This is a genomic window from Kocuria nitroreducens, from assembly GCF_042879195.1.
Classification (GTDB): domain Bacteria; phylum Actinomycetota; class Actinomycetes; order Actinomycetales; family Micrococcaceae; genus Kocuria; species Kocuria nitroreducens.
In genome coordinates, this window is the sequence record NZ_JBHZTC010000003.1 from 1 (window position 1) to 12,240 (window position 12,240).

Below are 12,240 nucleotides of genomic sequence, written 5' to 3' on the forward strand. Positions count from 1 at the left end.
ACGGTGGCTTCGCTGCCGTGGACGTCGACCATGACGTCGCCGGTGGTGCCGGAGCCGTTCAGGGTGCTCAGCGTGGCCTGGGTCGACCAGGAGTCGTGGCCGTGAGCCATCGCAGGGGTGGCCGTCATGGCCATCGCGCCCAGGGCCAGGGTGGGAACAGCAAGAAGACGCATTTTCGTGTTCATGTCAGTTTCCTTCATCGTGCAGTGTGCGCGCACCAATGTGCGTGTGGGGGGTTCATCACCGACCACCGCGTGGTTGGGTGGGACGGCCGAAAAACTAGCCAGCCATGTAATCAGCCGGCTTACTTCCGGGGGTGATGTCAACCGTAAGTACGATCACATTGCATCTATAACCGACACGCGGGCGAACGTGATGATTTTGTGGGGATGGAGCCGCTGAGGCCGACGAAGGTGTGGCCGCGGTCGGTAAGGCGAGTGAGAGCTTCATCGAGGCCGGGGATGTTCCGGGTCCGGGGTGGTTGCCGTGGGCGACGATGACGTCTCCGCCCACGGCCGGGCTTATTCCGGCGGTGACGGTCGCGGCGGGGTAGGTGGCTCCGGCCCCGGCGGTGACGCTGCACCCTGCTGGAATGACGCCCAGGGTGTGGTAGATCCGAGTTGCCACATCACTCAGGCGGGCTGTGCCGGATCAGTAGAACCCAGGACGCACGCCCGTGCGACCGGTGATGGCAACGACGCGTCAACACTGACCCCGTAGCGTCGGGCGCATTCGATAGCGGATTCCTGGCAAAGGCGTCCCTGGAGAGCGCCACGGGTCATGTCACCGCCATCTGCAAGCCCAGGCACCGGCGCCAGGGGCGCGACACTGCCGCACGGGACTGACGCACGATCAGGTGACATCCTGAGCTGACTTGATGGCCGCCAACCGGCCATATGTAAAGCGGTGCTGTACCTGACCATGTCCGTCGACCTCGGCTCAGGACCACCCGTGGGGCGATGGATAGGTGCGCGACGGTTGGTGAGAGGTACTTTGGCCAGCGGGAGCACCACCGAAGGGGTGGTTTCGATACTCAGGTGGTTGCTGGGGTGCGCTCGAGGCGACGGTCGATAATGGAGGCGGCTACTGCTACGGCGATGAGGGTCGCGGCCAGGGCCAGGGGCAGCTGTGCGGCGCCGGTGACGAGAACCCCGGCCAGTGCGGTGCCGGCAGAGCCTGCGGTGATCTTCAGCGCGCCGATCCACACGAATACCTGGCCGCGGGCTTGGCGGGGGGCGTACTCGCTGCGCGCTGCCAGGGTGGCCGCGAAGAAGTAGGAGTTGAGGATGCCGGCCACCGTGTAGGTGGCCAGGGCCAGGGTGAAGGTGGAGGCCAGGGTGGCGCCGATCAGGGCGGCACCCACGGTCACGGCCAGCCAGGTCATGAGTCGGTCCGCGTCCGCTGTGAAGGGGCGCACCATCACCCCGGCCGATCCGGCGAGGCCTCCCAGCCCGTAGGCGGCGGTGAGCAGCCCGGCGGCGGCGGCGTCGATGTGCAGCCTGTCGGTGGAGGCGACCGCGGCGATGGGCAACGCGGCCACGGACAGCGCGACGACCATGGTCAGGTAGAGCGTGCGGCGCAGCGGGCCGAAGGCCGCCATCATGCCCAGGGTGCGCCCGGGTGAGGGGACCTCGCCCGGGTGGGCGGCCGGTGCGGCGTAGGGCAGCAGCCGCACGAAGGCTGCGGCCATGACAACGGCAGCAGCGAGCACGAGCCCGGCGGCGGCGGGGTCGGCCCAGGCTGAGACGGCCGCGACGATGCTGGGGCCGATGGTTCCGGCGATGCCGTAGGTGGCCACGTCCCAGCCCTGGGCGCGGCGCTGACTGAGCCGGTCCTCCCCGGCAATGACGGGCAGGCGGCTGCTGATACCCCCGATGAGCAGCGGGCCGACCAGCCCGGAGGCGACCAGCAGCAGCCCGGGCACGATCGGGCTGGTGAGTGGGTAGAGCAGCACGGCCGCGGCCAGGGTGGCCCCGTGGAGGAGGCAGGCGGCGGCGATGACGGTGCGCCCGTCTTTGGCGGTGTCCAGGCGGCGGGCGAGAAACGGGCCCAGCAGGTGCGGGGCGGTGATGGCAGCACCCAGTAGACCGGCCAGCCAGCCCGGTGCTCCGCTGGTGGTCACGAGCAGCACGATGGCCAGCACCGCTCCCCCGTCGGCGGTGCGCGCCAGGGTCGCCGCGACGACGTAGCGAGGCAGGCCCTTGGCCGCAGGCGTTGCCGGTGCGCCTGGTTGGGCGGGGGGCGTCTCGGGTGGGGACGGCGGGACGGGCCCGGAGGTGGACGAACGGTGGCGGGGCACGTTCTCACCCGGCCAGTCCGGTGGTGTGCAGGGCCGCCTCCAGCTCGGTGCGGCCCTTTGCGGGCAGCCCGAGCAGCGGCAGGGGCAGGCTCGGGGGCTGCACCCATCCGAAGGTCTCGGCGATGGCGGCCACCACGGGCAGGCTGCCGTAGCGCCGGAACAGCGCCCAGATCGGCTCCAGGTCCTGGGACAGCGCCTGGGCCTGCTCCCGGTGACCGGCGACGGCGGCGTCCACGATGGCCTGGGCGGTGGCGGGGAACACCCCGCCGATCACCGAATACCAGCACTCGGCCCCGGCCAGCAGCGCTTCCGCGGCCGCCCAGTCGCCGCTGATGCCCACCGAGACGCTGCCGGGCAGGACCGAGCGGAGTGCGGTCACCCGGTGGCCCACCTCAGCGGCGGGGGGCGGGATCTTGATCCCGGTGATGTTCGGCAGCTGGGTGATGCGACTGTAGAGCTCATCGGTGAAGGTGAACCCGGTGGTGCCGGGATTGTCGTAGACGAGCACCGGCACCGACGCCGCGGAGGCGACATCGCGGTAGAGCCCGTAGACCTCCTCCTCGCTCAGGCGGTGATAGGAGACCGGGGCCAGCAGCAACCCGGCCGCACCCACCGCCTGAGCGTCCTGGGCATAGGCCAGCACCTCGCGGGTGCGCAACGCCCCGATCCCGGCGATCACCGGCGTTCCGGACGCGGCGGCGACCGCCACCTCCAGCACCGTGGACCGTTCGGCGCGGTCGAGGTAGGGGTAGAGCCCGGTCGAGCCCAGCACCCCGATGGAGTTCACCTCCGCCTCGACGATGCGCGAGATGAGACCGGTCAGGGCCGACTCGTCGACACCTTCCTCGGATACCGGGGTCAGGGGGAAGGCGCAGAGCCCTTCAAGCATGTGGATTCTCTCTTTCGCTCACCCCGGGCGGCACCATCACCACCAGATGCGGGGAAGTCTCGATCGGATGGAACCCATGGTGGCAAGCCGATTGGTCCTAACCTAGGTCCAAGAACGACTGGAAGAAGAGGACCAAGAATGGCTGTCGCCGAGCTGCCCATCACCCTGGACCGCAACAGTCCGACACCCCTGGCCGTCCAGGTGGCTGCTCAACTGCGCCGGGCGATCCTCGAGGGCACGGTGGGAGCACCACACCATCTGCCGTCCTCCCGCCGGCTCGCCGCCGAGCTGGGCGTCTCGCGCGGGGTGGTCGTGCGCGCCTACGAACAGCTCACCGGGGAGGGCTACCTCGAAGGCCACGGCGCGGGAGGCACCCGCGTGGCCGTGCGGGCCGACGTGCGGGCCGACGTTCGGGCCCCGGTGCGCACCACTCCACCGCGGCCCCGCGCAGAACCGTCCCGCCCGGTCATCGACCTCACTCCGGGGCGCCCCTCGGACACCCCTTTCGAGGACCGATCCTGGCGCACCGCCTGGCGCGACGCCCTGGCCAAGCCCGGCCACGTCGACCTGCCGCTGGCGCTGGGGACCGCCCGGTTGCGGGCCGCGATCGCCGGGCATCTCGCCACGGCCCGAGGGCTGGCCGTGGACGCCGAGGACATCGTCGTCACCGCCGGCACCAGTGACGCGCTGCAACTGATCGTCACCGCCCTGCGGACCCGCTCCCCCGCACCCCGGGTGCTGGTGGAGGACCCGGGGTACCCCACCGCCCGGCGGGTCCTCGCTGCCGCCGGCGCCCAGGTCGAGACCCTGCCCGTGGGCCCGGATGGGTTGCGCGCCGCTCAGCTCACCACCGTGGACCCTGCCCCGGATGCGGTGTTGATCACCCCCAGCCACCAGTACCCCCTGGGCGGGAGGATGCCGGTACAAGAACGACTGGCCCTGCTGAACTGGGCCGCCGAGCACCAGGTCCTGGTTCTCGAGGACGACTACGACAGCGAGTTCCGCCACCAACGGATGCCCCTGCCGGCCACCGCCTCCCTCCCCTCGGAGGCAGAGGTGGTCCTCCTCGGCTCCTTCTCGAAAACCCTGAGCCCCTGGCTGCGCTGCGGCTACCTCGCCGTCCGAGGAACCTCAGGGAACCTGCTGAAAGAGACCCGCACCGGGCTGGACACCCCGGTGTGTGGTGTCCTGCAGTCCGCGCTGGCCCACTACATCGACGACGGCGCACTGGCCCGGCACACCGCCAGGGCACGCCGGGCCTACGCCCACCGCCGCGCCCTGCTGCTGGACCGGCTCGCAGACCGGCCCGACCTCGAACTGGCCGCCCTGGAGGGAGGCCTGCACGCCGTTGTCCGCCTCCCTGCACCGGTCGACGCCGAGGATCTGGCAGCGACGGCACTGACCCACGGCGTCCGTGTCGTCCCCCTGACCCCCTACTACGCCCACCAGCCACCCGACAACGGGCTCGTCATCGGCTACGGCGCCCCATCAGACCTCCAACTCACCCACGCCCTGGACATCCTCCTCCAGCTGCTCGACACCACGGTCCCGCACCGCGGGCAGAACCGCACCTGACCGATGGATCAGATCATGCAGCCTTCCCGGCCCACCGACGTCGCCTCGGCGCCGGCCGTGTCCACATCATCAACGTGGTGGGGTTCCACGGACTCCCTGATGAGGCGGTGTGCGTGTCCACGAGCTGTCCCATGGAGGTGCCGAAGTGACCCTCAAAAGGTCCTGTCGGCCGCTTCACGGACCGACGCAGAGCGGGAGAACGTTCCCGTAGCCGACATCGTCTGTGCCATCCTGCCGCCATGACGGAGAACACCACGGTCAACGCGTCCCGGCCTGCCCTGGAGGACCAGCTGCGCGTACCGTTCTGGATCGTGCTCGCCGGAGTGGGCGCCGGTGCCATCTGGGCACTGGCCGGTGTAGGTGTCGGAGCCTGGGTCCGCGGGCGCCGAAGCCACCCCGGTCATCACCGGCGCACCTGCCGCTGACCTCCTGCCGGCGACTCGAGCCGGACCCCAGGGCTCAAGCGATCGGCAGCACTGGAGCCCTCGATTCTTCACGTCCACGATCCAATGGACGGTCATACCTGAACTTGGCTTCCACCCGCTCAGACGGCGGCGGTTGGGAGCTCCCGCATCCGCTGGTAGAGGGTGGCCCTGGCGGTTTCAGGGGATCGTTGCAACAGGAGGTTCTGGTGGGTTCGAGAGTAGCTTCTGAAGGGCTTGTGCTGGGGTGATGCCGTCGAGGGTTCTCCCCGGACGCTGGTTCAGTTCGGCAGCCACATCCAGGAGCCGGCCAGGGTCGTGGGCAGAGAGGTTGGTGCCCTTCGGGAAGTATTGCCGGAGGAGGCCGTTGGTGTTCTCGTTCGAGCCGCGCTGCCAGGGCGAATGGGGATCGCAGAAGTAGATCGCCATCTCGGTCGCCACAGTGATCTCTCGGTGCCTGGCCATCTCGGTTCCCTGGTCCCAGGTCAACGATCGCCGCAGGTGCGCGGGCAGGGTGCTGATCGTGGTGATGAGGCCGTCACGGACGTTCTCGGCGCTGTGTCCGTGCGGAAGATGGACAAGCATCACATAACGGGTGCTGCGTTCGACCAGGGTTCCGATCGCGGAGCCTGAGGCGGTTCCAATGATGAGGTCACCCAATGGCCGGCAACCGCACGATCCTTGGCCTCGGCGGGTCGTTCGCTGATCATGACCTTGTCGCGGATACGGCCTTTGGCGGTGAAGTGCTGGCCGCGGGGACGCCGGGCAGCGCGTCCGGTGCGCAGGTGGTGATGCAGGTCGGCTCGGAGTTGGCCACGGCCTTGAACGAACAGGGATTGATAGATCGTCTCGTGGGACACGTGCGTGTCCTCCCGGTCCGGGAACGCCCGGGAAAGGTCGTCGCTGATCTGCTGCGGGCTCCAATTCTTCACCAGACGCCTCTCGACGGCCGCGGCCAATGTCGGGTCCTGCAACTTGCCCGGCTTGGGTCTTCGGGCCCGCAGATCGCACCGTTTCTGGGCGGCATGCGGGCGGTAAACACCGGAGCTGTCTTGGCTGTTACGACGCAGCTCCCGAGAGATCGTGCTCGGTGCCCGCCCAAGCTCCCGGGCGATCTCCCGCACGCCGGCCCCGGCCAGGCGGAGGTCAGCTATGGCGAGACGGTCGTCCTGGCCGAGGAACCGGCCTGAGCGTGGCCGGTCGACAACCGGTATGCGACCGCCGGCTGCCTTGATCCACCGGTACCCCTGGCGCCTGTTCACCCCGACAGCCTCGCACGCACCCGAGGCCGAGTGTCCTTGGCGGATCAGATTCCAGAACAGCGCCTGACGTTCTCTTCCAGCTTGGCTTGCGGGCATGAGCAAGACTCCACATCGGGTAGGCGTTGCAACGGCCCCTTGAGGCCACCCATGGGTGGTGAGTCACTTCCCTGCCCCGATGAGGCAGAAGGGTCTGCTGTGCGAGGCATAGGGATACGGGTGGGCATCAGTGCATGGAGGGGTGCGTTGGCCTTGACGACGGCATGCTGACTCTACCCCGACCACACGACAGGTGCGGGCACGGTCAGGTCCGATTCAACGCTTCGGGAAGCATGGCGTAGCCGCCCAACTCCCAGGGCTTGCGTGCAGGTGTTTGTTCCCGGCAGCTCTTGTGTCGGCGGATCGGTCCGCTGAAGGCTCAGACTCCGAGGCAACCAGCGATACCGAGGAGCGTACATCTGTCGGTGTACCCGAGAGTTCAATCTACGGATGGATGAAGCACCCGCGAACAATGGCCACGATTACATCTACCAGACTTGGACATGAGGTCCGATGAACTCGGTAAATCGCAGGTCAAACAGGGCTTAAGTCATCTACATTCCTCTGGTGCAGGGAATACGCCTCATAGTGCCTCGTCAGGTCGTCGGCGAAGCATTTCACGGATGCTATTGGTCCAAACCAGCCTCGGGAAATTTCACCCGTATCGGTCACGCAGTCGCCACGTGTACAGGAGCTCACCATCATGCGCACTACCTACGTATTGAACAACGAGACCACGTCGGGACGTCGGAGGATGTCATGGACGAAGCTGGTACTGACAGCAACATCCTTGGCCTTGGCCTCTTCTGCCCTAGCCACCGCTCCGGCCATGGCCGCCACGTCGAAGGACGGGTGCACGGTGACCGCCAAGAAACCAGTGGTGAGTGCCGCATTCACCGCCGTCTGGGCTGATTATCCGATCCACGTGAAATGCAAGGGAGGGCGAACGGCCATCATCGAACAGGAACGGTATGAAGAGGATCCGGGCAAGGACGACTTCACTGGCGCCAGCCCCTTCCAGCACACCTTTTGGCCGTTCGACGGACACACGACGAAGAACAGCAACCATGCTCTTCATGACACGGATGGGGACGGTGGCGTTGAGATCTACCACAGGGTCAGATTCCGGGTGGACAAGGACGGCCGTCTCGGTGGTGCCTCAGCGTGGGACTACAGCCCCATCACCAAATACTCCCACTTCTGAGCACCCACCGCTGACGAGTTCGACGCGGAGTTGGATAGGAGATGCATCCAACACCTTTTGACAGACGCGTTGAAATCTACGCCGGGTCGCCAAAAGACGGCAACGGCGACACAGAAGAGAGCTCACCATGACCTGTGGTCCCTCCGGTTTCTGATCGGAGGGACCACAGGTTTTGTCGCGCAGTGACCTCCGTGGCGGGGCGGACTCGCTAACAATATGAAAACGACCTCTTTCTGCCGCTTGATGCGGTCGCAGAGTCGCGTCAGTCGGGACCGACGCACGATCAGTTGTCGTCGGCCAGTGCGGCAGTCTCGAAAGGTCTGATGCACGCGTGGATGACGGCCCATGGAGGTGCTTGGGTCGAAGGGTCGTCTCGGCACGCGATAACTGCCACAGGCGCACGAGAACGAGAACCGCCGGGATCACCAGACCGCCGAGCAGCAACACGCCGAAGGCATCCAGAACCTGAGTCATGACCAGCAGTGGGGCCGCGGGGACCAGCGAGATGATCGACAGTACGATCCCTGCGGTGCGTCTGCGTCCCGTGACCAGTTCCCGGCCCATGATCGATGTCGCAACGATCAACTGGACGATGATCAGGGCGGGGCAGCCCAGCAGGGTCAGGACCTCAAGTGCGGCGAAGCCGACCGTCAACCACCCCGTTCTTGCCAGGGCGTGATCAACACTCTCCCTCACCCTCGCCACCGCCGAATCCAACGTTGGAATGCGCGACGCCGACCCCGCCCAGTGCCGTGGTGGAGCCGTCAGCGGAGATCCCTCGGCTGGTCTGATTGCGCTCATCAAAGCTCTCCGGCCGGTTGAGGCGCACCGGGACCAACACGCACACCATCCCGATGGCCACGGCGATAGCCGACAAGATGGAGCCGACCGGGGACGGCCCATTGAGGGCGTCCGTGGGCGTCTGGGGCGGCCTAGGGGTCTCCTTCGACGTGTCCCGAGATCACATGTCGGGCAGTCAGCCAATCTTGACCAGAGCCCCCTGTCCGATAGCGGCAGATAGTTCCCAGCGCAGCGCACCACACCGGGCGTGCGATCGAGTCTTATGGCAGGTCGGGACGATCACCACGGGCTCACGCCCCCATGAAGTACCGCCCGCGGCACGGGAGCGATGAGCGGCTTCGAGAACCTGCCATAGCTTCGACTGCCCATGGACCCGGTACCCGTCAGGTGTGGGCTCTGCACCGCCCGCACACCCTCGACCTGCCGCCTGGACAGAACGAAGCAATGCACGTGCCTGTCTTGCACCCCAGCCGTCCGGCACCCCAGCCGTCCGGCACCCCAGCCGTCTTGCACCCCAGCCGTCTTGCAGCCCTAGGCTTGAGAAACGGCATCCGATGCCATGGGGCCGTAGGGGTTCTGTTTCCGAGCTGCGAGGCGTCTAATAGAAGCAGGCTTACCGTGTGGCGGTTAAGCAGCCAGCGGCCAGGCGGTAGGCCCCTGCTGGCAGATGCATGGGCGGTGCCCATCAGCAGTGTGCCCATCCCGCCCGGTGTGCGTCACAATGCGCCCAACGTCCGGCAGGGGTACGACATACACCATCGGGACGGGTGCTGAGGCGCCTCCATGACCAGGCGTGGAATGCGGCACGCCGTCACATTGCTCAGCCTGCTTCGATAGTCATCGGCGGAACGCCTATTCTGTAGCATCGCTGTCGGGTTCTCTCGAGCCCGTCGGTGCGGTCCAGCCCCGGGCCGCGACGATCTTTCCACTGTGAACAGGAAGAAGGCATGACCACCTCTGCCTCCGGGGCTCTGGCAGTCGAACTCCGCCCCTACAGCCCTGCCCATAGGGTCGCCACTTACTACCCCATGGTGGACACCCCCGCGGGTCGCTGGGCCGACGTCACCTGGGAGCTGCACCAATGTCTGGTGCCCATCACCTCCGCTCCCCTGGAACCGGCACGGTGGCTGGATCTGCGCAGCCCTGATCCCGACCACCCCTGCTACGCCCACCACCGCCCCTGGAGGGCGGAGCTGGCCGCCGGCTACGCCACAGCTCTGGACGCCTACAACGCCGAGGCCGCCGAGCAGTGCCTCTCACCCCAGGAGGCACAGCAGCTCCGAGACGCCACGGTCGTAGTCCCGGCCGCACAGCTCTCGGAGTGGGTGCTCGACGATCTCGAGGAGGAGACCTCTGACATCCACGGCTGAGCCGGCGCATCCATCGGGACCAGAGCACCAAGACCTCCACTCCTGCGCCGACCCTCCAGCCGCAGGCACGGGGGATTTCCGCATCGGCTGACACCTCATCCCCACCCGGGCCCGACGAGCTCGGTGTTCACCCCGGGCCGCTGGAGCAGGACCCGACCCGTCCCGACCGGCCCGGCTGGGCCCGCCCCGGGATGCCGGTGGTCCCCCGTGAGCCCGCACCGTCTCCCGCACAGGACCCGCCCCCAAGGCTCCGCCGAGACACCCTTACCTCCCAACCCCCTGTTTCGTTCCCCGTCCGAACAGAAAGCAGGCCCCACCATGGACCCCACGATCGCCGACATCGCCTCCGCCTTCGCCGGCCACGACTTCGACACCGCCATCCCGCACATGGCGGACGAGGTGACCTGGATTCTCGTCGGAGAGACACAGATCACCGGCAAGGACGCCGTGACGGCCGTGTGCGAGGCGACCACCGCCGAACTGCGCAGCACGACCACGGAGTTCACCCACTTCAGGACCGTGCTGGGCGATGGATGCGTGGTCGTCGACAGCACCGCGGAGTACATCGACCACGACGGGCAGAGATCGCTCGTGTCCTCCTGCGATCTTCTCGACTTCAGGGACGGGATGATCACGCGCATCCGCTCCTACAACATCGAGCTGACCCCGTGACGCCGATCGGGCCGACCGGTGACCGTGGCACCATGACCCAGGCTCTGCCCCGGAGCCCGGCGGACCGGAACGTCAGGCGGACGGCCTGACGGCGGTGTAGTGGGTGAGCTCGCACAGCCAGTGGCCGTCCCGCCGGACGAACACGTCCGTGGTCCACTCGTCGGCGTCGAACCGCCGGCCCAGATAATGGGCGGTGTTGGTGACCCGGGCGGTGAGGACCGCCGTGGTCCCCAGGTCCCGGACCCGGGTGGGGCCGACGACCTCCATGGCCGAGTGGGTCAGGTCGCCGGAGGCGACCAGGTCGAGGAACCTCTTCCCCGGGGAGATGCCCGTGTCGGAGACCATGACCCAGTCCGCCGTCACGAAGGCGGCGATGCGGGTCGCGTCGTTGGCGACGATGGCTTCCGCCCAGCTGCGGACCACCGCCAGCAGCTCCTCCTCCACCGCCTCGGCGGAGGACCCGGGAGCGAAGGACGAGGCGCCCGGAGGCTGGTGCGGGGAATTCGTGGCCATACCGCAGTGTCGCAGGCGCGGGGACTTGGGGACAGGCCCCGGGGACGTCGGCGAACCCGACACTGGGCCACACCGCCGGAGCAGGCGGTCAGCAGATCACTGGGGGTGTTCTCGTTGATGTGCCTGAGCCTGCCACGGAGCCGCCGGGCTGACCAGCCCCCTCAGCGTCGGCCGAGTCCCGCCATGGAATCGCCTTGTCACCCGTGCCGACGAGGATGTCGCCCGAGTCCTCTCTGCCCTCGCCCAGGAGCGGCCACTATGTGCGGATCAGGTTCACCCTGCAGGTGACCACTGCCCCGGACGAGGCTGGGCAGGACTGCAATCCCGGCAGCGGCCCCCTGCTGTGCGCCCTGGCCGGCATCGACCACGCGTGGCGTCGCAGCAGCCGACGTGAGAGCCCGGACTACACTCGGAGGCGTCGATGCCGGCACGGGACCTCTCGGCAGCTGCGACGGACCGTTCCAAGGGGCACCGTCCGATGATCGATCGCAATGAGCAAGACGCGGGACCGAGGTTGCGCTCAGGGGGCAGCCCGCAGGTCCCCAGGGTGAAGGGGAGAGCCCGGTGCAGGAATGCAGCGCGCTCTGCCGGGTGGTGCACGAGATGTCGGGCAACGCCTCGATGACCTGATCGTGCACCGGGCTCCCGAGGTTTGCTACGTCGATGTCCGCGAGGGCGGGGAACCAGATGCGGGCCGACTGCGGTCCTGGACGGAGCGGGCCAGCGCGCTGCCCGGCGGGAACAATGCAGCCCAGCGGCTGGTCGGGTCTGAGCCCTGGGTCCGTGCTTCTCGAGCCCGCCGGCAACCGTCCACTCGGAGGAGCAGAGACAATGATCGTCACCATCGCCAAGGTCGCCGACTTCGATCAGTTCCTGAGAACCTTCTCGACGATCGGCGTCGAGAAGAGGAAGGAGCACGGGTGCCGGGGCGCCCGTGTGTTCCGGGATCCCGATGACCACAACCGGGTGTGGGTCTTCTTCGACTGGAAGATCGAGGACTACGAGAGGTTCCTCGCCGATCCCGAGATCCCGGCCATCGCGCAGGAACTCGCCCTCTCCGAGCCACCCGTGAGAATCGACGCCTTCGCGCAGTACGACTCCTGACTCCCCCGTCTCGGCTGCCGAAGGGCGGTGGAACGGGTGACCAGGCGGAGCGGATCCGGGTTGCGCGGCGGTTGCTCAGTCGTGCCTGCAGTC

Annotated in this window: 8 protein-coding genes and 2 pseudogenes; 5 read left to right on the forward strand and 5 right to left on the reverse strand. The window is 67.7% G+C overall.

Annotated features, from left to right (window positions below):
* From ACFYE1_RS02225 to ACFYE1_RS02235, 3 genes and pseudogenes are all read right to left on the reverse strand, one after another.
* Positions 1-185, reverse strand: a pseudogene (locus ACFYE1_RS02225) (hypothetical protein); the annotation flags it as partial.
* Positions 186-1,033: 848 nt separating this feature from the next.
* A complete protein-coding gene (locus ACFYE1_RS02230; RefSeq protein ID WP_387739504.1) occupies positions 1,034-2,143 on the reverse strand; it encodes an MFS transporter in 1,110 nt (369 codons plus the stop codon).
* A 160-nt stretch (positions 2,144-2,303) separates the two neighbouring features.
* Positions 2,304-3,188, reverse strand: a complete 885-nt coding sequence (locus ACFYE1_RS02235; RefSeq protein ID WP_387739506.1) for a dihydrodipicolinate synthase family protein — start codon at positions 3,186-3,188, stop codon at positions 2,304-2,306.
* 138 nt (positions 3,189-3,326) lie between these two features.
* Between ACFYE1_RS02235 and pdxR the strand changes: the two genes are divergently transcribed.
* Positions 3,327-4,763 carry a MocR-like pyridoxine biosynthesis transcription factor PdxR gene (gene pdxR / locus ACFYE1_RS02240; protein ID WP_387739509.1) on the forward strand — a complete coding sequence of 479 codons (1,437 nt, stop codon included), beginning with the start codon at positions 3,327-3,329 and terminating at the stop codon, positions 4,761-4,763.
* A 602-nt stretch (positions 4,764-5,365) separates the two neighbouring features.
* Here the strand turns inward: pdxR and ACFYE1_RS02245 are convergent.
* Positions 5,366-6,543: pseudogene (locus ACFYE1_RS02245) on the reverse strand (IS30 family transposase).
* A 799-nt stretch (positions 6,544-7,342) separates the two neighbouring features.
* On the opposite strand from ACFYE1_RS02245, the gene ACFYE1_RS02250 reads away from it, so the two are divergent.
* From ACFYE1_RS02250 to ACFYE1_RS02260, 3 genes are all read left to right on the forward strand, one after another.
* Positions 7,343-7,687 (forward strand): hypothetical protein, encoded by a 345-nt coding sequence (locus ACFYE1_RS02250; RefSeq protein WP_387739511.1) that lies wholly within the window; start codon positions 7,343-7,345, stop codon positions 7,685-7,687.
* 1,748 nt (positions 7,688-9,435) lie between these two features.
* Positions 9,436-9,858 carry a hypothetical protein gene (locus ACFYE1_RS02255; protein WP_387739513.1) on the forward strand — a complete coding sequence of 141 codons (423 nt, stop codon included), beginning with the start codon at positions 9,436-9,438 and terminating at the stop codon, positions 9,856-9,858.
* A gap of 318 nt (positions 9,859-10,176) precedes the next feature.
* Positions 10,177-10,530 (forward strand): nuclear transport factor 2 family protein, encoded by a 354-nt coding sequence (locus ACFYE1_RS02260; RefSeq protein WP_387739516.1) that lies wholly within the window; start codon positions 10,177-10,179, stop codon positions 10,528-10,530.
* Positions 10,531-10,602: 72 nt separating this feature from the next.
* Here the strand turns inward: ACFYE1_RS02260 and ACFYE1_RS02265 are convergent, their stop codons facing one another.
* The gene (locus ACFYE1_RS02265) at positions 10,603-11,043 is read right to left on the reverse strand and encodes a nuclear transport factor 2 family protein (protein WP_387739518.1); all 441 of its coding nucleotides are present in this window, start codon (positions 11,041-11,043) and stop codon (positions 10,603-10,605) included.
* A gap of 831 nt (positions 11,044-11,874) precedes the next feature.
* Between ACFYE1_RS02265 and ACFYE1_RS02270 the strand changes: the two genes are divergently transcribed.
* Positions 11,875-12,147 (forward strand): antibiotic biosynthesis monooxygenase, encoded by a 273-nt coding sequence (locus tag ACFYE1_RS02270; protein ID WP_387739521.1) that lies wholly within the window; start codon positions 11,875-11,877, stop codon positions 12,145-12,147.
* The last annotated feature ends 93 nt before the right edge of the window (positions 12,148-12,240 follow it).